Source organism: Serratia sp. 3ACOL1 (assembly GCF_003668775.1).
GTDB lineage: Bacteria > Pseudomonadota > Gammaproteobacteria > Enterobacterales > Enterobacteriaceae > Chania > Chania fonticola.
Genome location: NZ_CP033055.1, coordinates 4442327 through 4464985, shown reverse-complemented (window position 1 = coordinate 4464985; position 22659 = coordinate 4442327). Strand labels below are relative to the sequence as shown.

Here is a 22659-nt window from a genome sequence, read left to right as displayed (position 1 = left end):
GAGTAAACTCCAGCAGCGAAACGTTTCGCTATTGAGTCAGTGTAGAAAATCAGCAGGGGAAGACAACCCTGTAATAGCGGAAATGTGATCGCCATCGAAACGTTTCGCTCACGTTCGACAAAGCGTAGCTAAAAAAGAAGGGCCCAGCAAATGCTGAGCCCCTGATTTAGATTTCGACCTGGGTTCCCAGTTCGATGACCCGGTTAGGCGGGATCTCAAACTGGTCGGCAGCCCGCAGCGCATTGCGGCTCAGGGCGATAAACAGCTTGCCGCGCAGGAACAGATACCACGGCCGTTTGGTGAGGATCAGCGATTCATGGGACATAAAGAACGACGTCTCCATCATCCGGCATGGCAGCCCTTCCAACCCACAGCGGTGGAAGACTTCCTCAACGTTCGGCGTTTCACGCCAGCCATAGCTGGCCACCACCCGCCAGAAGGTCGGCGACAGTTGTTCAATCGTCACCCGCCGGACGTTATGCACATAAGGGGCATCTTCGGTACGCAAGGTCAGCAACACCACTCGCTCATGCAACACTTTGTTGTGCTTGAGGTTATGCAGCAGGGCAAACGGGATCACGTTAATGGCGCGGGACATAAACACTGCAGTGCCTGGCACGCGAACCGGCGGTGATTTTTCCAGTGAGGCAATCAGCGCTTCAAGGGAGTTGCCGTGCTCATGCATCCGGCGCAGCAGGCGGAAGCGTTCGCTCTTCCAGGTGATCATGATCAGGAACATCACCAGGGCCAACGTCAGCGGCAACCAACCACCAGAGAACAGCTTCAGGGCGTTAGCCGAGAACATCGGCACATCGATAATCAGCAGGATCGCCAGAATGCCCCCCACCAGGAAGCGATTCCAATGCCAGTTCTTGATGGCAACGGAGGTGATCAGGATGCTGGTCAATACCATGGTGCCAGTCACCGCGATGCCATAGGCTGCGGCCAGGTTGCTGGAGTGTTCGAAGCCCACAATCACCAACACCACGGCGATATACAGGGTCCAGTTGATCACCGGGATATAGATCTGGCCGGACTCCATTTCCGAGGTATGAATGATACGCATCGGTGACAGATAGCCCAGACGAACGGCCTGGCGGGTCAACGAGAAGACGCCGGAAATGACCGCCTGCGAGGCGATCACCGTGGCCAGCGTGGCCAATATCAGCAGCGGGATCAGCGCCCAGTCGGGGGCCAACAGGAAGAACGGGTTCTTGATCGCCTCCGGATTTTTCAGCAGCAATGCCCCTTGGCCGAAGTAGTTAAGCACCAGCGAAGGCAGCACTACGGTGAACCAGGCCAGGCGGATCGGGAATTTGCCAAAATGGCCCATATCGGCATACAGCGCTTCCACACCGGTAATCGACAGCACCACCGCACCGAGCGCGAAGAACGACACCTTCTTATATTCAATAAAGAAGTTGAGGGCCCATTTCGGGTTCAGCGCCTGCAACACTTCCGGGTTGGAGATAATGCTGCGCGCTCCCAGGACTGCCAACACGACAAACCACAGCAGCATCACCGGGGCAAACAGCTTGCCCACACTGCCAGTGCCGTGTTTTTGGATTGCAAACAGTAAGGTCAGTACCAGAATAGAGAGCGGGACGATATAGGGATCCAGCGACGGGGCGGCAATCTCCAGCCCTTCGATCGCCGACATCACCGAGATCGCCGGGGTGATCACCACCTCGCCATAGAAGAAGCTGCCACCAATCAGGCCCAGGATCACCAGAAAAGACGTGGTCCGCGCCGAGGTATGGCGCCCTGCCAAAGACATCAACGTCAGTATCCCGCCTTCACCGGCGTTATCCGCACGCATGACGTAGGTGAGATACTTCAGGGAAACGATGACGATCAACATCCAGAAGATTAAGGAAAGGAAACCAAACACCACATCGGGCCGGACGTCAAAACCGTAATGGCCGGAAAAACATTCTCGCAAGGTATAGAGCGGGCTGGTGCCGATATCACCGTAAACGACCCCAATAGCCGCCAGGGTAACCGCCGATAAAGACTGTTTATGTTCTGTGCTCATAGTTTGCTTCTTTTGCTAGATCATCCGTCAACCGACGCATCCGCATCAGGCTTAAGATATGGGCTCTAAGATCCGTTACACCCGGTAAAAGGCGCACAGTATGCATCATTTATACTACTTGCCTACTCTTATATCGGGTCCCAAAAATAAACAAAATGTGAATCAGCCCCCTTGTTGAGCATAGAAAAATTTTACTAATCAACCAGCTATAGGGCTAAAAATAATGATGGTTTATCATCGGATTCTCTAGCAAGATTGGCTGTCGGCCTGGGTGGCAGGCTCTAACCTCCGGACAACGCGAGCTATTTTATGGCGTCATCAACACTTCTGGCAGAACGGATCTCCCGCCTCAGCAGTGCGCTGGAGAGCGGTCTTTATGAACGGCAAGAGGCTATCAGGCTGTGCTTGCTGGCGGCCTTGTGCGGCGAAAGTGTGTTCTTGCTCGGCCCGCCGGGGATCGCCAAGAGTCTGATCGCCCGCCGGCTGAAATTTGCCTTCCGCAGCGCTCGTTCATTTGAATACCTGATGACGCGCTTTTCCACACCGGAAGAGGTGTTTGGCCCACTGTCGATCCAGGCTCTGAAAGATGAAGGCCGCTATCAGCGCCTGACTGCGGGTTATCTGCCTGAAGCAGAGATCGTGTTTCTTGATGAAATCTGGAAGGCTGGCCCGGCAATCCTCAATACCTTGCTTACCGCGATCAACGAGCGCCGCTTCCGTAACGGCAATAGTGAAGAGCCCATTCCGCTGCGCCTGCTGGTCACCGCCTCCAATGAATTACCCGAGGCCGATAGCAGCCTTGAAGCGTTGTATGACCGTATGCTGATCCGGCTGTGGCTTGATAAGGTGCAGGATAAGCAGAATTTCCGCTCGCTGTTGGTGGCCCGCCAGAATGAAAGCGACAACCCGGTGCCCGAAGCGCTGAGCATCAGCGATGAAGAGTTCCACCAATGGCAACCACTGATCGATAAGGTCAAACTGCCGGAAAACTGCTTTGAACTGATTTTCCTGCTGCGCCAACGGTTAGACGCCTTGGAACAGGCGCCTTATGTTTCCGACCGGCGTTGGAAGAAATCCCTGCGCTTACTGCAGGCCTGCGCCTTTTTCAGCGGCCGCGACACCATTGTGCCGTTGGATTTAATGCTGTTGAAGGATTGCCTGTGGCACGATCGGACATCATTAAAGTTGTTACAGCAACAAATCGATCAGTTGCTGACCGAACAGGCCTATCAGCAGCAAACCTTGTTGATCCAGCTACAGCAGATCCACACCCGCTGGATGCAGCATCAACAGCAGCAGAGCCATCGTCAGGCCATCCAACTGGTGAAAAAAGGTGGCATGTTCAGCCGCAAGCCACAATACATGCTGGAGCATCCGCTCACTGGCACCACTTTGACGCTGCTGCTGCAAAAGCCATTACAGCTGCACGACATTCAGGTTAACCACCTGAGTATCGAAAGCAGCATGCTGGAAAACTGGCTGCAAAAAGGCGGTGACGTGCGCGCCAAGCTCAACGGTATTGGTTTTGCCCAGCAGATCGATCTGGAAGTCGATGAGCAACTGCACCTGACCGTGTTAGACGTCAGCCGCCAGCCCTCCCTGCTGGCCATGCCGGGTAAGCCGACTGGGGGAACACCACCAGAATTCCTGGACGAAATAGAAACACTAAGCCAGCGCCAGGCGGAACAGCGGCGGTTATTCAGCCAGCATCAGCCTTGCCTGTTCACCCCTGCCGCCGGGTTGGCGAAAATTGAAGCCAGCCTGTTGCAGGTGGCCGAGCAGATCAAACAGCTGTCCCAGCAAATGCGCGGCCAGTAACCATGCTGAGCCTCGAAACGCTCGATATGCTGTTGTCGATCTCCGAAGGCGAGCTGATCGAAGAGCTGATCATTGGCCTGTTGGCCACGCCGCAGTTGGCGGTATTTTTCAATAAATTCCCGGCGATACGCCGGGCGATCAACCGCGATCTGCCTCAATGGAAGCTGCAACTGAAAGATCGCATTCAGCAAGCCGTGGTGCCGCCGGTGCTGGCGCAAGAGTTTTACCGCTATCAGCAGTGCCAGTTGGAAAGCCACGGCCAGTTCTCGCAAAACCTTAACGAGACGCTCGATCTGTTACGCCAATGCGCGTCGCCGTTTTACGCCCAGGCACGGAGCATGGTGGACGCCGCCGATCTCCCCTCTCATCCGCTCGATGGCAGTTTCCAGACCCTGTTTCTGCAACGCTGGCGCATTAGCCTGACGCTGCAGGCCACGATGCTGCACCATAAGTTACTAGAGCAGGAGCGTGAACAACTGATGGCCGAGCTGCAAGAACGGTTGGCGCTGAGCGGCGCACTGGAGCCGGTGCTGGCAGAGAACGATACGGCCGCGGGCCGATTGTGGGATATGAGCAAAGGCCAGTTACAACGCGGTGACTACCAACGGCTGGTGGAGTACGGAGACTTCCTGCAACAACAGCCAGAGCTACAAAAGCTGGCGCAGCAACTGGGCCGCAGCTATGAAGCCAAGGCGGTGCAGCAACAAGACGCGCAGCCGGAACCGTACCGGGTGATGGTGCAGGTACCCGCCATTCAGCCGGAAGAGGTCAGCGGTATACACCAAAGTGACGACATCCTGCGGCTACTGCCTCCCGAACTGGCGGCGTTGGGCATTGAAGAGTTGGAGTTTGAATTTTACCGGCGGCTGCTGGAAAAGCGGTTGCTGACCTATCGCCTGCAAGGGGATGCCTGGCAGGAACAGATCATGATGCGCCAAGTCACTCATCAGCAGCAGGACCGGCAGCCACGCGGGCCGTTTATTGTCTGCGTAGATACCTCCGGCTCAATGGGCGGCTTTAATGAACAATGCGCCAAGGCCTTTTGCCTGGCACTGCTGCGTGTCGCACTGGCAGATAATCGCCGCTGCTACATCATGCTGTTTGCCAGCCAGATTGTGCACTATGAACTGACGGCCGCCAGCGGTATCGAACAGGCGGTGCGTTTCTTGGGCCAGCATTTTCGTGGCGGGACGGATTTGGCCGCCTGCCTGAATGCCACCGTCAGCAAAATGGCGGAAAGCGACTGGTTTGACGCCGATGCGGTGATTATTTCCGATTTTATTGCCCAGCGGCTGCCGGAAGAGGTGATCAAGAAAGTGAAGTCACAGCAGCACAGCCACCAGCAACGCTTTCACGCGGTGGCCATGTCAGCCTATGGTAAACCCGGCATCATGCGCATCTTCGATCATATCTGGCGCTTTGATACCGGGTTAAAAAGCCGTTTACTGCGGCGCTGGAGTCGCTAGCTGTTACAGCAGCCCTTCAACGCTCTCGCGTACTTCTGGTCCCCACACGCCACACTGTACCTGCCCAATATGCGACAGTTGCAGCAACAGCATCACCAGGCGTGATTGACCAATACCACCACCAATGGTCTGAGGCATTTCACCACGCAGCAGGGACTGGTGCCATTCTAGCTTCAGGCGATCCAGATCGTCGGTTAACGTCAGCTGATGTTGCAGCGCTGCCGCATCAACACGGATGCCCATCGAGGAAAGTTCAAACGCATCCTGCAACACCGGGTTCCACACCACGATGTCACCGTTCAATCCTTTCAGCCCTTCGATACCTGGCGTGGTCCAGTCATCATAATCCGGTGCACGCACGTCATGGGATTTGCCATGTGACAGTTTGCCACCAATACCAATCAGGAATACTGCTCCCAATTCTTTGGCGATCGCACGTTCACGGCCTTTGGCATCCAGCTCAGGGTAACGTTGCAGCAGTGTTTCGCTGTGAACAAAGTGGATCTGTTCTGGCAGGAACGGTGCCAGACCAAATTCACGGCTCACCGCGGCTTCCGTTTCTTTTATAGAGGCATAGATCCGCTTAACGGTATCTTGCAGGTAAGCCGGGCTACGTTCGCCATCTCCCATTACACGTTCCCAATCCCACTGATCGACATACACCGAGTGGATCGGCGTCAGGCGATCTTCATCCGGGCGCAGCGCTTTCATATGGGTATACACACCTTCACCCGCGCTGAAATCGTGCTCACCCAGGGTCTTACGCTTCCATTTAGCCAGCGAGTGCACGACTTCAAACGTCGAGTCCGGCAGGCTTTTGACTTTCACCTGAACGGCTTTTTCGCTGCCAGAAAGGTTATCTTGAGTACCGTCACCCAGTCGGCTGAGGATCGGAGCCTGCACTTCAATCAGGCCAAGCTGCTGTTCCAACTGGCGGGAGAAGAAGGATTTTACGAAGCTGATTTGTTGTTGTTTTTGGATAAACTGCTTTTTCATTGCCGTATCTCTTGAATAATCTGTCTAGTTGCCAATGATTAAGCAACAGAATGGCACCTAAATTCAATATCCATCAATCAATATTGCCTTTTCGCTTTTAATCGGTCATTTTTAAGCGGTGATAATTCAACAATCAGCAATTAAAGGGGCATTTAATGGCAGAAATTTATCAGATCGATAATCTCGATCGCGGCATCCTCAACGCATTAATGGAGAATGCCCGTATGCCTTACGCCGAACTGGCGAAGAATTTTGCCGTCAGCCCCGGCACCATTCATGTGCGGGTGGAGAAGATGAAGCAGGCCGGGATCATCACCGGAACGCGGGTTGATGTGAACCCAAAACAGCTGGGCTACGACGTCTGCTGCTTTATCGGCATCATATTGAAGAGTGCCAAGGACTACCCTTCGGCGCTGAAAAAGCTCGAAAGCCTGGAGGAAGTGGTGGAAGCCTATTACACCACCGGCCACTACAGCGTGTTTATCAAGGTGATGTGCCGCTCGATCGATGCGCTGCAACAGGTACTGATCAACAAAATCCAGACCATCGACGAGATCCAGTCAACGGAGACGCTGATCTCGTTGCAGAATCCTATCATGCGTACCATTACGCCTTAATAAGCGATTTTTCACAGCCCACAAGCCTCTATGATAGGCCCGTGGTGCTGTGTAAGGCAGCCCAAACCTGATTGAGTAAAATCACTTTGCCAGAAAGGAAAAGATAGAACGTTTAAAAAAGATTGAAAATCGGGTCTACGGAGGTCACGTTTGCATCAATAGGGTGTTCCTGAAGAATGTGAGGCATTTGTTAAATTATTGGGTCATACACGTCAATATCACTAATCTGTTAATCATTATAAATGCAAGTCTTACATATGTAGGAATCATACGACATCTGTAGTTATCTGCTCTTATATACCTGATGAGTCGTTTAAAATATTATTCTCTCACTTTATAAAACTACACTTTGATCATGCACTGATAGCAGGCGTGGCAAGCAAGGGAGAGATGATGGTTTATATTGACAGTGATACCATTAACAAACTTAGTCACCGGGCACTGAGTAAATATAAAAAAATTGTTTTATTTTTAGCCGTACTGCTTTTACTGTGCGGTACTTTATGTCTACTCGTTCCTGTCTATTCAGGTATTGCTTTGAGCTATCTTTTAGGAAGCTTGTTTGTTATTTCAGGGATATACTCCTTCGTCAGCGCATTGGCTTTCAGAAAAAACACTTCGAGTTTCATTTCATTGTGTCTATTTTGCATTATCTATATTTTTCTAGGCGTTAGCTTTTTATCAAGCCCAATGGTCGGAATGAATATTCTTTCAATGCTCATTTGTATTCTATTTTTGTTAGGGGGTATGAGTCGCCTGACTACCGCGTTTAACAATAGCGAAATGATTGGGCGTTACTGGTGTATTTTTATCGGTATCCTGGATTTTGCTATTGCATTCATCTGGCTGAGTGCTGGTGAAGACACATCATACCTATTAACCGTAATGTTAATCGGCCTTGAAATGGTATTAACTTCATGGTTTTTGTTCATTCTTAACTATGGTTTTAACCAACATAAAGACAGACACTCCGTTGCTTAATCTCGATACATTTTTCAATATATACAATATTAATTAGGAGATAGTTATCATGACTAAATTTACGAAAAAGATCCTTATCGCTTCAGCTTTGATTGTGGCTAGTATTAATGTAGCCAACGCAGAAACTACGGGTAAAACAACCCCACAGGATATGACTTGCAAAGAATTCATTGATCTTAACCCTAAGGCGATGACCCCCGTAGCATTCTGGGTGGTCAATAAAGATAATGTTTATCAGCAAGGTGACTATGTTGACTGGAATGAAGTAGAAACCATCTATGTTCCGCAGGTCATCAAAGCCTGCAAGCAAAAACCTGAAAGCAAGCTGGAAGAATTTAAGCAGTGGATTAACGAAATCAAATAATACCATCAGGTAAAGTCAGCTATCTACGATAACTGACTTTATCTGTATAACAAGAATTAACCTCACCCAACACTCCCTCAAAATAAGATAAGACTCTCAGTTGGGATTTAGGGGCTTTTACTTTAAAAGGCAGAAGGATTTTCGCTAAAAAATAACAATCCATACTGTTGTTTTTTATAATAGGAAGATAAATTATGCCTACAGGCTTAGCAGCAAAAGATAGCAATCAAAAATTAGGACTATTGGCATTAGTTGCTATCGTAGTCAGTTCGATGATTGGCAGTGGCGTTGATGGGCTACCACAGAATATGTCCGCCAGTTCAGCTGTGGGTTCTGTGGCTATAGCTTGGTTAATCTGCGGCTTCGGAATGTTTTTCATTTCTCGTACATTCATTATTCTTTCGGATATTCGTCCAGACCTACAGGCTGGCATCTACATGTATGCTCAGGAAGGTTTTGGTACCTTCTGCGCATTTATTGTCGTATGGGGCTATTGGCTGATGACTATTTTCAGCAACGTCGCCTTTGGTATCATGGTGATGGATACCCTGAATTATTTTATCCCGGGAGGGTTTAGCGGCGGAAACAATATCCCTTCAATTATTGGCATATCTATTCTTATCTGGGGATTCAATTTTTTAGTGTTGTCTGGGACAAGACTGGCAGGTGCGGTAAATATTATAGGGACGTTAGCAAAACTAATACCGCTAGTTATATTTGTATTCGTTCTGGTTTATTTCCTTAACGTTAACGAACTCACCAGTAACATCTGGGCAAACAATCCTTTATTTCCTAAGGAGTATCTAGGCTCGGTATTCTCCCAGATAAAGTCGCCACTTGATGTTGCACTATGGTGTTTTATTGGTGTTGAGGGAGCCGTTGCGTTGTCTGGAAGAGTAAAAAACAAAAAAGATGTCGGCAGGGCAACCTTAATTGGTTTTATCATTTCACTTATCATATGTATCTTGATTTCTATCCTGCCTTTCGGGGTCTTGACGCAAAAAGAACTGAGCGTGATCGCCACACCGTCAACGGCAGGGATCCTGAAGATTGTTGTCGGCGAGTGGGGCGAAAGACTGATTAATATTGGTGTGCTGATCTCGGTGTTAACCAGTTGGTTAGCCTGGACCATGATTTGTGCAGAAATTCCTATGGTTGCAGCTCAAAATTCAGCCTTCCCAGAAAAATTTGCTAGACGAAACCATCAAGGAGCGGCATCGGTTTCGCTATGGGTCAGCAGCGCTTTAATGCAGCTTGTGGTTTTGATGGTTTACTTTTCAAGTAACGCCTGGATAGCCATGCTCTCGATTTCAGCCTTGACAGTTTTACCTGTCTATCTGCTGTCCACCGCTTACTTATGCAAGTTATGTATCAATGGTGAATATAATAATTATGCTCGTAATGGCCGTATTAGTGCACTAATCAGTGGTGTGATAGGGCTGTTATTTTGCTTGTTTATGTTTTACGCCAGCGAACCGAAATATCTTGCCATGGTGCCAATGCTATTAACGCTGGGCCTACCGTTATTCTTTTGGGCGCGAATTCATGAGGGAGGTATGAAAAACATATTTAAAGGTAATGAAATGAAAGTTTTCTTATCATTAATCGCTCTTGATGCATTTACAGGGTTTCTCTTTATCAACGGTACGATAAAGTTATAACCAATTTTTAGACGTCATTTTTTGTCGCCGATTAATCGGTGGCTACTAATTTATTTATTCAAAAAAGGTAATTGATTATGAAGTTTAATCACAATATTTTGTTTGTATCCTCTCAAGGATTAAAACAAGATACCCCGAGATACAAGCTCTCGAAGAGCTCAACGCGGCGGTTAAAGCCAGAGGATTTACCACCTTCATTGTGGATCAGATTAGCGATGCAGTTAAGGTTATTAATGAAAGCCAAAAGTACAGTGCGGTAGGGATTTACTGGGACCCAAGCAATCCTAAAATAGATATTGAATGTCAGGAGTTCATTGATAATTTCCGTAAGCGAAATGCCACTGCGCCACTTTTCTTATTATCTGAAGACAATGTCACTGACAGGGTACCCCTTGCTATACTCAAAGAAGTAAATGAGTATATTTATTTATTTTCTGAAACCCCGACCTTCACAGCCAATCGTATTTATACGCTTATTCACCGATATGCTGAAAACCTGCTGCCGCCTTACTTTAAAACGCTAAAAAACTTTACCGAAGACGGCGATTATTACTGGGACTGCCCAGGGCACATGGGCGGTATGGCCTATTTAAAGCATCCTGTCGGTACTGAGTTTATCAACTTCTTCGGCGAAAACATGATGCGGGCCGATATCGGAGTCGCGACAGCGGAAATGGGGGATTATCTCATCCATGCTGGGCCGTCCAAAAAATCAGAAGACATCGCCGCAGAGCTTTTTGGCGCTGATTGGACGTTCTATGGCGTTTCCGGCTCATCCGGCTCCAATCGTATCGTGGCTCAAGGGGCGGTCGCAGCGGATGAAATTGCCATAGTCGACCGTAACTGTCATAAATCGCTAAATCATGGCCTAACGCTTTCCCAGGCACGCCCGGTCTACCTTAAGCCCACGCGTAATGCCTATGGGTTGATTGGCCCAATACCGACCCAACGCCTGAAAAAAGAAAGTATTGATGAGTTGATCGCCAAAAGCCCGCTGACTTCAGATGCGGTAGACACCTCGCCCACTTATGCAGTTGTCACTAACTGTACCTATGATGGTTTCTGTTACAACGTTAATGACGTGGTGAAATATCTGGGAGCCAGCGTACCACGCATTCATTTTGACGAAGCCTGGTATGCGTATGCCCGTTTCCATCCGATGTATAAGAACCGTTTCGCAATGGACGTTGAAGACACTCCCGATCGCCCGACCATTTTTGCCGTGCAGTCGACACATAAAATGCTGCCTTCTTTATCAATGGCCTCAATGATCCATGTGAAAAAAAGCCACCGTGCTCCGCTGGATTTTGATGATTTTAACGATTCATTCATGATGCACGGCACCACATCTCCCTTTTATCCGATTATTGCTTCCATTGATGTAGCGGTAAGTATGATGCAGGGAGATTCCGGTCGTTCCTTGGTACAGGAGTCGATCGATGAAGCCATCGCGTTCCGTAAAGCCGTCGTTTCCGTTAAACGCCAGATTCGTGAGCAAGAGGGCAAATCAGCCTGGTTTTTTGACGTTCTACAGCCGGCAGAGGTTCATGATAAGGCAACGGGTAAACAGTACAGCTTTGAAGAGGCTCCGCTTGAGCTACTCAACCAAGGTCCTGAATGTTGGGAATTATGTGCGGGCGATAGCTGGCACGGCTTTCACGATGAAGATCTGGTTGATACCAATAGCATGCTTGATCCGGTAAAAGTCACCATTACCTGTCCAGGCATTAACCTGGATGGTAGTTACCAAGAACAGGGTATACCTGGCTATTTGATTACCAAATTCCTCGATGACAAAAGGATTGAAATTGCCCGCACCGGCGATTACACGATCCTCATTCTGTTTTCTGTTGGTATCACCAAAGGAAAATGGGGCACGTTAATTGAAAACCTGCTGACCTTTAAAAAACTCTATGACTCCGATGCGCTTGCTGTTGATGCTATTGCGTCTTTGAAAGGCCAATCACCGCATTACGATAACTTGACCCTGAAACAACTCTGCCAGCAGATGCATGAAAAAATGTGCGAGCTGGATCTGATGAACCACATTAATGAGGCGGTTAATACCGACCCTGAACCTGTGATGACTCCGGCTGCGGCCTATCAGAAAGTGCTGCGCTATAAGGCGGAACACATCCGCCTGGATGATTTTTCTGGCCGTATTGCCGCCAGCATGTTGGTTCCTTACCCACCAGGTATCCCGGTCCTAATGCCAGGTGAACGTCTGCCAGTTGGCGACAAAGGCATTATGGGCTATCTGCGAGCTTTACAGGACTTTGATAAACACTTCCCAGGTTTTGAACATGAGATCCAGGGTATCAACGTTGATGAAAATGGTGACTTTTGGGTAAGAGCCATCATTGAAGATGAACGCAAAGCTGTAAAGCGGCCGGAACAGCTCCGTTTTAAACGCCGGGTTTCTGCAACAATTAAAAAAGGTCGCCAATAATCAGCTGGTTATCTCATCACTCCGACCTGCCAGGGCCGGGGTGATGTCTATTCCGATGCAAGGGTTTTATTTATGTCAAATCAATCTTCAACATCATCAACGAGTGCTACTGACACAGCAAAGACAGACGGCGAGCACAAGCTCGGGCTAATTGCATTAATCGCCATTGTTGTAGGATCTATGCTTGGCGGTGGTGTATTTAGCCTTCCCCAAAACACAGCTGCTACCTCGGCAGTAGGGCCGATCATAATCGCGTGGCTTATCGCAGGTATTGGTATCTACTTTATCGCAAACTCATTCCGCCTGTTGTCCGACCTGCGCCCCGACCTACAGGCGGGCGTCTATATGTATGCCCAGGAAGGCTTCGGGTCATTTATTGCTTTCAACGTCGCCTGGGGATACTGGCTGATGACTGCCTTTGGCAACGTCGCCTTCGCCGTAATCTTGATGGACGCGTTAAACCAGTTTTTCCCCGGTGTATTCACCGATGGCAATAACCTGAATTCAATTATCTGCGGTTCGGTTTTGATTTGGGGTTACAACTTCCTGGTGTTATCCGGGACGAAAGTTGCGGGTTTTGTGAACACTCTCGGTACCATCGCCAAACTTGTACCACTGGTGCTGTTTGTTGTCATACTGGGCTTCTTAATCAATTATTCTCAGCTGTTCAGCAACTTTTGGGGAACTGCACCACAAATCGTTGAAGGGGTCGGCAACCACGCTAAACCCGTATCACTGATGTCGCAAATTCTTGCCCCTATGACGGTAACACTATGGGCATTTATTGGCGTAGAGGGCGCCGTCGTTCTTTCTGGACGCGCTAAAAACAAGAAAGATGTTGGTAAGGCCACGCTGCTGGGCTTTTTGTTGGCGCTGATCATCTACATATTGATGTCGATATTACCGTTTGGCGTTATGCCGCAGGCAGAACTCGCTCAGGCCAGTAATCCTTCAACTGCAGGCGTCCTGGCGAAAGTGGTCGGTCACTGGGGCGGTTGGTTAATGAACGTAGGACTGATTATTTCAGTACTGGCAGGCTGGCTAGCCTGGACGATGCTCTGTGCTGAAATTCCCATGGTTGCCGGGCAAAAAGGCGCTTTCCCACGGGCTTTTGCGCGCACCAATAGCAAACAGGCCGCCAATGTTTCCCTTTGGGTCAGCAGTTTTGTGATGCAGGCCGCGATGTTATTAGTCTATTTTTCTAATGACGCGTGGAACACGATGTACAACATCAGTGCGTTGATGGTGGTGCCTGCATATATCACTACGACCTTGTATATGGCGAAAATTTGCCTCAATCGTGAGTATGATCAGTATGCCAAAAAGGGGCGTAACTTTGCCCTTGTCAGCGGCATTCTTGGCGTCATATTCTGCCTGTTTATCCTTTATGCCAGCCAAATCCAGTATGTGGCGCTGGTTCCCATTCTGCTTACCTGCGGGCTACCGGTGTTCATATGGTCTCGTAAAGAGAAGGGCGACAATCAGCCGCTGTTCCAGAATAAAGAAATTTTTTATCTGGCTATCCTGTTGCTGCTTGATGCCATCGTCATCTGGTTGCTAATGATGGGACGCATCACGCTATAACCGATCTTTTGCCCCCTAGCCCGGGAGAACCTAGGGGAGCAAAACTACGATTTGATGACCTCAGGCTTCATTGAAAGAGCCAGTGTTTAAGGAATTGGTGACATGGTTAACCATAGCCGCGGTTGATCATGTCATCATACCGCCAGTAACGCCTGCTTCTGCGCTCATGCACAGGGCTTTCGCCCCACCCTCTATCTTATCCACCAGCTGAAAAATAAAACTTATCCTTATAAAGGAACAACTACTGCAAGGTTGGCAAAATGGCTTCAGACCCCACCCAATGATTTTCTAGCTATTTAAATCAATCAATTATGAAAAAATAGCGCCATAATTGTGTCTGATGAACCGTTGATGTTGTTGATGGATCCTGGTTCCCCCGATCGTTATACCCATATTATCCACAGGTAGATCCCAGCTGATTCACAGAGTACAATACGGCCTCTTGAGTTTAAGGTTGGGATCATTCATTCATGGCAGACATCACTCTGATCAGTGGCAGCACGCTTGGCAGCGCAGAATATGTGGCTGAACATTTGGCCGAGAAACTCGAAGAAGCAGGTTTCTCAACGGAAATGCTGCATGGCCCTGAATTGGATGAATTGACACTGTCAGGCCGCTGGCTGGTGGTTTCCTCCACTCACGGTGCCGGTGATTTACCAGATAACTTGCAGCCGCTGTTGGAACAACTGGCAGAACAGCAACCTGATTTATCGCAGGTGCAGTTCGGTGCCGTCGGTTTGGGCAGTTCTGAGTACGATACCTTCTGCGGTGCGATCAAACAGATCGATGATCTTTTCCAGGCTCGTGGAGCGAAAAGGATCGGCGATCGTCTCGAGATCGACGTGACCCAACATGAAATTCCCGAGGATCCTGCCGAAGAATGGCTGAAGAATTGGATTATTTTACTCTAATTCGGTTAAAGATCGCGCGAACGATTGTGTATAACTAGGCTTGAAAGCAGGGTATAACCGGTAGTTATCCCAATAACAACCGTCGTACGCTTTCTGTCCTGTGGATAACATGCCATTTAGATCCCAGCTTATACTGGCCAGGATCACCGATCATTCACAGCAAACGATCCTGCTTAATCGGCTGATCTTTATCTGGAATAATCACTTATCCACAGAGGATCGCGATCCTAATAAGAGATCTAATAAAGAGATCTTTAAATAAAAAAGATCTTCTTTTAATTACCTAAGATCCTGACCGCTTGGTCGATCGACTAAACTTGAGTAGAATCCTCCCCCAGGGCAAACAACGATCGTTCGCAAGTACTCCGAGGTGCTGTTCCATGTTTTATCCAGAGCAATTTGACGTCATTATCATCGGTGGTGGCCATGCCGGAACCGAAGCCGCCATGGCTGCGGCACGTATGGGACGTCAGACTTTATTACTGACCCACAATATCGACACGCTGGGACAAATGTCCTGTAATCCGGCGATCGGTGGTATCGGGAAAGGGCATCTGGTCAAGGAAATCGATGCACTCGGCGGGCTGATGGCCAAGGCGATCGACCATGCAGGCATTCAGTTTAGGATACTAAACGCCAGCAAAGGCCCGGCAGTGCGAGCCACTCGAGCTCAGGCAGATCGCGTCCTGTATCGCCAAGCCGTTCGTACCGCATTGGAGAACCAGCCAAACCTGATGATCTTCCAACAACCGGTTGAGGATCTGATCGTCGAGAACGATCGCGTGGTGGGTGCAGTGACCCAGATGGGGCTGAAATTCCGTGCCAAAGCGGTAGTACTGACCGTGGGCACCTTCCTGGATGGCAAGATCCACATCGGCCTGGAAAACTACAGCGGTGGCCGTGCCGGGGATCCTCCGTCGATCTCTTTGTCACAGCGTCTGCGTGAACTACCTCTGCGTGTCAATCGCCTGAAAACAGGTACACCTCCCCGTATTGATGCACGCACCATAGACTTCAGCGTTCTGGCTGAGCAGCATGGCGATACGCCAATCCCAGTGTTTTCTTTCCTGGGCAACGCCAGCCAGCATCCGCAACAGGTGCCGTGCTACATCACGCACACCAATGAAAAAACTCATGACGTGATCCGCAATAACCTCGATCGTAGCCCGATGTATGCCGGGATCATCGAAGGGATCGGCCCACGCTACTGCCCATCGATCGAAGACAAAGTGATGCGTTTTGCCGATCGTAATGCACACCAGATCTTCCTGGAACCTGAAGGGTTAACCAGCAACGAGATCTACCCGAACGGGATTTCCACCAGTTTGCCGTTTGACGTACAGATGCAGATCGTGCGTTCGATGGAAGGGATGCAAAATGCCCGTATCGTTCGTCCTGGCTATGCCATCGAGTACGATTTCTTCGATCCACGCGATTTGAAACCAACGCTGGAAAGCAAATTTATCCAGGGGTTGTTCTTCGCAGGCCAGATCAACGGCACCACCGGTTATGAAGAAGCTGCTGCACAAGGCCTGTTGGCCGGGTTGAACGCCGGGCGTTATGCCGTTGAAGACGAAGGCTGGTCACCACGCCGCGATCAGGCTTACCTGGGGGTGCTGGTGGACGATCTCAGTACGCTGGGCACCAAAGAACCGTACCGCATGTTTACCTCACGTGCCGAATACCGTTTGATGTTGCGCGAAGACAATGCCGATCTGCGCCTGACGGAAAAAGGCCGCGAATTGGGGCTGGTTGACGATGAACGCTGGCAGCGCTACTGCGAAAAGCTCGAGCACATCGAACAGGAACGCCAGCGTCTGCGTGATATCTGGGTGCATCCGCATTCAGAGAACGTCGAGCAGGTTAACGTCTTGCTGAAAGCGCCTCTGTCACGTGAAGCCAACGGCGAAGAACTGCTGCGCCGCCCGGAAATGGATTATGGTCAACTGACTGCGGTGGCAGCTTTTGCTCCCGCACTGGCAGACACCGAAGCCGCTGAGCAAGTGGAAATTCAGGTAAAATACGAAGGCTACATCGCTCGCCAGCAGGATGAGATCGACAAACAGCAGCGCAACGAGAACACCGTGTTGCCGCTGGATCTCGATTATCGTCAGGTCTCCGGATTGTCCAACGAGGTGATCGCCAAACTGAACGATCACAAGCCTAACTCGATCGGCCAGGCTTCGCGCATTTCCGGTATCACACCTGCAGCGATCTCCATTTTGCTAATCTGGCTGAAAAAGCAGGGCTTACTGCGCCGCAGCGCATAAAATCCGTTCACCGAGTGGCCGTTTGCCTATCTGCTGAGCAAACGGCCGCTGACATCACTTCAAGCCTGAATTATCATAGACTGCCTTAGTGAGCAGTTGCAGATTGGCCTGCTGTTCCACGCCTGTCAGAGGACTCTGTTGTGCAAAAAAAATTGGATTCGTTGCTTGCAGCGGCTGGAATTTCGCTTCCCGATCAACAAAAACAGCAATTGTTGGGTTATGTCGCTATGCTCGACAAGTGGAACAAGGCTTACAACCTCACTTCTGTGCGCGATCCGCAGCAAATGCTGGTGCGCCATATCATGGACAGCATCGTGGTGAATGCTCATCTGACGGGTTCACGCTTTATTGACGTTGGCACCGGCCCTGGTTTGCCAGGCATTCCGTTGGCTATAGTGCGGCCCGATGCCCATTTCACCCTGTTAGACAGCCTGGGCAAGCGCGTACGCTTCCTGCGCCAGGTACAGCATGAGTTGGGGCTGAACAATATCGAACCGGTACAGAGCCGCGTAGAAGAGTTTGTGGCAGAACCGCCGTTTGATGGTGTGATCAGCCGGGCTTTTGCCTCACTGCAAGACATGTTGGCTTGGTGTCACCATCTGCCAGCCAAAGGGCAGGGGCGTTTTTATGCGCTGAAAGGGGTTTGCCCACAAGACGAGTTGGCCCAGTTGCCAGAAGGGGTTTCTCTGGAGTCGGTGGTGCGTTTGCAGGTGCCGGAGCTGGATGGCGAGCGCCATTTGATCGTCTTAAAAGCCCACTAAAGCCAAATCAGAATTGTTTAGCATCAAATAATCAGCGATTGGTGTAGGGTACAGAAGGTAAATAGCAAGCAGGCTAATCAGATAGGTCCCCCCTTCGTTTATTTACCTTTAATTAACATTGTGATGTCAAAAATGCATCATTTCAGTGGGTGATAGTCACGTTAGCAACAATGTGTGAAAGATTCCGATTTGCTGTCAGTGTTAATTGAGTGTTGCTTTATTATTCCTGTGAATGTCAATAAAAGGTTTTTACGGGGTATAAGGATTGTTTTTGAACGGTTACGTTGTAATGATTTGATTTATAATATTTTTTGATCGCCCAAAAAGCTAAAGACCTAGGTCGTTAACCTGGGCTATAACTCATTAATAGTCAGTATTGTGATCGGTTGCACGTTTCTTACCGCAACCGTGGAATAGTCAGACAAATAAATGCGAGCGATTATTCCGGCCATTTTCTTGTGAAAATAGCCCGAAAAGGGGAAATTTAAATAATTGTTCACCTTTTCGCTACTTATCGATTGAATTCGTTGGAGTGGCCCGTATAATTTGCACGTTTTTTGCTGCTTGACTCAGAACCGCAAAGGCAGTTTTATACGTCGGCATACCCCCTCAGGGGTACGGAGAGAACAAACGTCATGTCTGTGTCCCTGTACAGCGGAAAAGTTGCACGCAAGTTGCTGTTGCTGCAGTTAATGACTTTTGTTTTGATCAGCGCTGCTTTCGGCCTGAAAAGTCTGGAGTGGAGCGGTTCGGCACTGGCAGGTGGCCTGGCTGCCTGGTTACCCAATGCCATGTTTATGCTGTTTGCCTTGCGTCATCAGGCACAGACGCCGGCACCCGGACGGGTTGCCTGGTCGTTCGCCATTGGTGAAGGGCTAAAGGTCGTGATCACCATCGTTTTGCTGATCGTGGCGCTTGGGGTGTTCAAAGCGGTGTTGATACCGCTTGGCCTGACCTATTTAGCGGTGTTAGTGGTGCAGATAGTGGCACCCGCCGTGATTAACAGTTACCGAAATTAACTAAATAAGGGTAGAGGCATCATGTCTGCAGAGGGATTCAACAGTCCACAGGAGTATATCGGTCACCACCTGACGCAGCTTCAGGTCGGGACTGGTTTTTGGTCGATTAACCTCGACTCGATGTTTTTCTCCGTCGTCCTCGGGGTGGTTTTTCTGGCTATTTTCCGCAAGGTAGCCAAAAACGCCACCAGTGGTGTTCCCGGCAAGCTGCAAACCGCCGTTGAGCTGATCGTTGGCTTTGTCGACAACAGCGTCAAGGATATGTATCACGGCAAGAGCAAGGTGATTGCTCCGCTGGCGCTGACGGTGTTCGTCTGGGTGTTCCTGATGAACCTGATGGACCTGATCCCGGTTGACTTCCTGCCGTATATCGGAACCCAGCTTGGTCTGCCAGCACTGCGTGTCGTACCTACCGCTGACGTGAACATCACGCTGTCGATGGCGTTGGCCGTATTTGTCCTGATCCTGTTCTATAGCATTAAAATGAAAGGCATTGGTGGGTTCGTTAAAGAGTTAACCATGCAGCCGTTCAACCACCCGGTATTTATTCCCATTAACCTGATCCTTGAAGGTGTCAGCCTGCTGTCCAAACCTGTTTCACTGGGTCTGCGACTGTTCGGCAACATGTATGCGGGTGAGTTGATCTTCATCCTGATTGCTGGTCTGTTGCCGTGGTGGTCACAGTGGATGCTGAGTTTGCCTTGGGCAATCTTCCACATCCTGATCATTACGCTTCAAGCCTTTATTTTCATGGTTCTGACGATCGTCTATCTGTCGATGGCGTCTGAAGAGCACTGATTTTCTTAAAACACTTGCACTATTAAACTGAAACAAACTGGAGACTGTCATGGAAAACCTGAATATGGATCTGCTGTACATGGCTGCCGCTATTATGATGGGGTTAGCGGCAATCGGTGCTGCGATCGGTATCGGCATCCTGGGTGGTAAATTCTTGGAAGGCGCTGCACGTCAGCCCGATCTGATCCCGCTGTTGCGTACACAGTTCTTTATCGTTATGGGCCTGGTTGACGCCATCCCGATGATCGCTGTTGGTCTGGGTTTGTACGTGATGTTTGCTGTCGCGTAAGTAGGGTTCACACTCTACAAAGAAACCACATTATTAACTTTTAAAGAGGCATTGTGCTGTGAATCTTAACGCAACAATCCTCGGCCAGGCTATCGCGTTCATCCTGTTTGTCTGGTTCTGTATGAAGTATGTATGGCCGCCAATTATGGCTGCCATCGAGAAGCGTCAGAAAGAAATTGCTGATGGCCTCGCTTCTGCAGAACGTGGCAAAAAAGATTTGGACTTAGCGCAAGCCAATGCGACCGACCAGCTGAAAACTGCCAAAGCGGAAGCCCAGGCGATTATTGAGCAAGCAAACAAACGCAAGGCTCAGATCGTGGACGAAGCGAAAGCAGAAGCCGAGCAGGAACGTAACAAAATCGTGGCGCAGGCTCAGGCTGAGATCGAAGCCGAACGTAAGCGCGCTCGTGAAGAGTTGCGTAAGCAAGTCGCGATGCTGGCAATTGCCGGTGCCGAGAAGATCATCGAACGTTCCGTGGATGAAGCTGCTAACAGCGACATCGTTGATAAACTGGTCGCTGAACTGTAAGGAGGGAGGGGCTGATGTCTGAATTTATCACCGTAGCTCGCCCCTACGCCAAAGCAGCTTTTGACTTTGCCGTTGAGAACCAAAGCGTAGAACGCTGGCAGCAAATGCTGGCGTTTACTGCTGTTGTCACCCGTAATGAACAGATGGCGGAACTGCTTTCCGGTGCGGTTGCACCTGAAACCTTGTCCAACACGTTTATTGCGGTTTGTGGCGATGAGCTCGACGAACATGGCCAGAACTTTATCCGTGTAATGGCCGAAAATGGGCGTTTACTGGTCCTTCCTGCGGTGCTGCAACAGTTCATCGAACTACGCGCCGCGCTGGAATCCACCGTCGAAGTCGAGGTGCTCTCATCGAGCGCACTGAACGACACACAGCAAGCCAAGATTATCGCTGCGATGGAAAAACGTCTGTCACGCAAAGTTAAGCTGAATTGCAAAATTGACAAGTCTGTACTGGCCGGTGTCATTATCCGTGCCGGTGATCTGGTGATCGATGGCAGCGTACGTGGCCGTCTCGAGCGCCTGGCAGACGTCTTGCAGTCTTAAGGGGACTGGAGCATGCAACTGAATTCCACCGAAATCAGCGAACTGATCAAGCAGCGCATTGCTCAGTTCAATGTAGTGAGCGAAGCTCACAATGAAGGTACCATCGTTTCCGTTAGCGACGGGATCATCCGCGTACACGGTTTGGCCGAGGTTATGCAGGGCGAAATGATCGCACTGCCAGGCAACCGTTACGCAATTGCATTGAACCTGGAGCGTGACTCTGTAGGTGCCGTGGTAATGGGTCCGTATTCGGATCTGGCCGAAGGCATGAAGGTAAAATGTACCGGCCGTATTCTGGAAGTTCCGGTTGGCCGTGGCCTGCTGGGCCGCGTAGTCAACACTCTGGGCGCACCTATTGATGGTAAAGGCCCGGTTGACAACGACGGTTTCTCTCCAGTTGAAACTATCGCACCTGGCGTTATCGAACGTCAGTCTGTTGATCAGCCAGTACAGACCGGCTATAAATCGGTCGACGCCATGATCCCAATCGGTCGTGGCCAGCGTGAGCTGGTGATCGGCGACCGTCAAACCGGTAAAACCGCCCTGGCGATCGATGCGATCATCAACCAGCGCGATTCCGGCATCAAATGCGTTTACGTGGCTATTGGCCAGAAAGCGTCCACCATCGCTAACGTGGTGCGCAAGCTGGAAGAGCACGGCGCATTGGCCAACACCATTGTGGTTGTGGCTACCGCGTCAGAATCCGCCGCACTGCAATACCTGGCGCCATATGCCGGTTGCGCAATGGGCGAATACTTCCGTGACCGTGGTGAAGATGCGCTGATCGTATACGATGACCTGTCCAAACAGGCCGTTGCTTACCGTCAGATCTCCCTGCTGCTTCGCCGTCCACCAGGTCGTGAAGCTTACCCAGGCGACGTATTCTACCTCCACTCCCGTTTGCTGGAGCGTGCTGCGCGTGTTAACGCCGACTACGTTGAAGCCTTCACCAAAGGTGAAGTCAAAGGCCAAACCGGTTCACTGACCGCTCTGCCGATCATTGAAACCCAGGCGGGTGACGTTTCCGCGTTCGTTCCGACCAACGTAATCTCGATTACCGATGGTCAGATCTTCCTGGAATCCAACCTGTTTAACTCCGGTATTCGTCCGGCGGTTAACCCGGGTATTTCCGTATCCCGTGTGGGTGGTGCAGCACAGACCAAGATCATGAAAAAACTGTCCGGTGGTATTCGTACCGCTCTGGCACAGTATCGTGAACTGGCTGCGTTCTCTCAGTTCGCTTCCGATCTGGACGATGCAACGCGTAAACAGCTGAGCCACGGTCAGAAAGTGACCGAGCTGCTGAAACAGAAACAGTATGCGCCGATGTCCGTCGCACAACAGTCTCTGGTGCTGTTTGCCGCCGAGCGTGGCTACCTGAACGACGTAGAAGTGGCGAAAGTTGTCAGCTTCGAAGCCGCTCTGGTTGCTTTTGCGGACCGCGAGCATGCCGAACTGCTGAACCACATCAACCAAACTGGTGCTTATAACGATGAGATCGAAGGCAAGCTGAAAGGCATCCTCGATACCTTCAAGGCAACCCAGTCCTGGTAACGCATAGCG

Annotated in this window: 19 protein-coding genes; 17 read left to right on the top strand and 2 right to left on the bottom strand. The window is 50.1% G+C overall.

Going from position 1 to position 22659, the window contains the following annotated elements:
• Nucleotides 1-166: 166 nt before the first annotated feature.
• Nucleotides 167-2035 (bottom strand): low affinity potassium transporter Kup, encoded by a 1869-nt coding sequence (kup, locus tag D9980_RS20140; protein WP_121608266.1) that lies wholly within the window; start codon nt 2033-2035, stop codon nt 167-169.
• A 309-nt stretch (nt 2036-2344) separates the two neighbouring features.
• Here kup and ravA point away from each other — a divergent pair, with 309 nt between their 5' ends.
• Both ravA and viaA read left to right on the top strand, forming a co-directional pair.
• Nucleotides 2345-3853, top strand: coding sequence for an ATPase RavA (gene ravA, locus D9980_RS20135; RefSeq protein ID WP_121608265.1), 1509 nt, complete (start codon nt 2345-2347; stop codon nt 3851-3853).
• Nucleotides 3854-3855: 2 nt separating this feature from the next.
• Complete coding sequence (gene viaA / locus D9980_RS20130; RefSeq protein ID WP_121608264.1) at nt 3856-5319, top strand: ATPase RavA stimulator ViaA; 1464 nt, start codon at nt 3856-3858, stop codon at nt 5317-5319.
• 3 nt (nt 5320-5322) lie between these two features.
• On the opposite strand, the gene asnA is transcribed toward viaA, so the two are convergent.
• On the bottom strand, nt 5323-6315 hold the full coding sequence (gene asnA / locus D9980_RS20125) for an aspartate--ammonia ligase (protein WP_121608263.1): 993 nt from the start codon (nt 6313-6315) through the stop codon (nt 5323-5325).
• Nucleotides 6316-6470: 155 nt separating this feature from the next.
• Here asnA and asnC point away from each other — a divergent pair, with 155 nt between their 5' ends.
• The 15 genes from asnC to atpA all read left to right on the top strand — a co-directional run bounded on the left by asnC (nt 6471) and on the right by atpA (nt 22650).
• The gene (gene asnC / locus D9980_RS20120) at nt 6471-6932 is read left to right on the top strand and encodes a transcriptional regulator AsnC (RefSeq protein WP_021181440.1); all 462 of its coding nucleotides are present in this window, start codon (nt 6471-6473) and stop codon (nt 6930-6932) included.
• Nucleotides 6933-7304: 372 nt separating this feature from the next.
• Nucleotides 7305-7913 (top strand): DUF308 domain-containing protein, encoded by a 609-nt coding sequence (locus tag D9980_RS20115; protein WP_162304303.1) that lies wholly within the window; start codon nt 7305-7307, stop codon nt 7911-7913.
• A gap of 49 nt (nt 7914-7962) precedes the next feature.
• A complete protein-coding gene (gene hdeB, locus D9980_RS20110; RefSeq protein WP_024484677.1) occupies nt 7963-8277 on the top strand; it encodes an acid-activated periplasmic chaperone HdeB in 315 nt (104 codons plus the stop codon).
• 194 nt (nt 8278-8471) lie between these two features.
• Nucleotides 8472-9938 (top strand): basic amino acid/polyamine antiporter, encoded by a 1467-nt coding sequence (locus tag D9980_RS20105; protein WP_121608261.1) that lies wholly within the window; start codon nt 8472-8474, stop codon nt 9936-9938.
• 106 nt (nt 9939-10044) lie between these two features.
• Complete coding sequence (locus D9980_RS20100; RefSeq protein WP_370454354.1) at nt 10045-12387, top strand: Orn/Lys/Arg decarboxylase N-terminal domain-containing protein; 2343 nt, start codon at nt 10045-10047, stop codon at nt 12385-12387.
• A 72-nt stretch (nt 12388-12459) separates the two neighbouring features.
• A complete protein-coding gene (locus tag D9980_RS20095; RefSeq protein ID WP_121608260.1) occupies nt 12460-13971 on the top strand; it encodes a basic amino acid/polyamine antiporter in 1512 nt (503 codons plus the stop codon).
• Between the two features lie 470 nt (nt 13972-14441).
• Nucleotides 14442-14882, top strand: a complete 441-nt coding sequence (gene mioC / locus D9980_RS20090) for an FMN-binding protein MioC (protein WP_024484681.1) — start codon at nt 14442-14444, stop codon at nt 14880-14882.
• Between the two features lie 380 nt (nt 14883-15262).
• Nucleotides 15263-17152, top strand: a complete 1890-nt coding sequence (gene mnmG, locus D9980_RS20085) for a tRNA uridine-5-carboxymethylaminomethyl(34) synthesis enzyme MnmG (RefSeq protein WP_021181433.1) — start codon at nt 15263-15265, stop codon at nt 17150-17152.
• A 140-nt stretch (nt 17153-17292) separates the two neighbouring features.
• Nucleotides 17293-17913, top strand: coding sequence for a 16S rRNA (guanine(527)-N(7))-methyltransferase RsmG (gene rsmG, locus D9980_RS20080; RefSeq protein ID WP_024484683.1), 621 nt, complete (start codon nt 17293-17295; stop codon nt 17911-17913).
• A 635-nt stretch (nt 17914-18548) separates the two neighbouring features.
• Entirely contained in the window at nt 18549-18932 is a 384-nt protein-coding gene (gene atpI / locus D9980_RS20075) for a F0F1 ATP synthase subunit I (protein ID WP_121608259.1), read from the top strand.
• A gap of 21 nt (nt 18933-18953) precedes the next feature.
• Entirely contained in the window at nt 18954-19730 is a 777-nt protein-coding gene (atpB, locus tag D9980_RS20070) for a F0F1 ATP synthase subunit A (RefSeq protein ID WP_021181430.1), read from the top strand.
• A 49-nt stretch (nt 19731-19779) separates the two neighbouring features.
• Entirely contained in the window at nt 19780-20019 is a 240-nt protein-coding gene (atpE, locus tag D9980_RS20065; RefSeq protein ID WP_004393045.1) for a F0F1 ATP synthase subunit C, read from the top strand.
• A 58-nt stretch (nt 20020-20077) separates the two neighbouring features.
• Entirely contained in the window at nt 20078-20548 is a 471-nt protein-coding gene (atpF, locus tag D9980_RS20060) for a F0F1 ATP synthase subunit B (RefSeq protein WP_121608258.1), read from the top strand.
• Between the two features lie 14 nt (nt 20549-20562).
• A complete protein-coding gene (atpH, locus tag D9980_RS20055) occupies nt 20563-21096 on the top strand; it encodes a F0F1 ATP synthase subunit delta (RefSeq protein ID WP_024527380.1) in 534 nt (177 codons plus the stop codon).
• Nucleotides 21097-21108: 12 nt separating this feature from the next.
• Entirely contained in the window at nt 21109-22650 is a 1542-nt protein-coding gene (gene atpA / locus D9980_RS20050) for a F0F1 ATP synthase subunit alpha (RefSeq protein ID WP_021181427.1), read from the top strand.
• Nucleotides 22651-22659 lie beyond the last annotated feature (9 nt).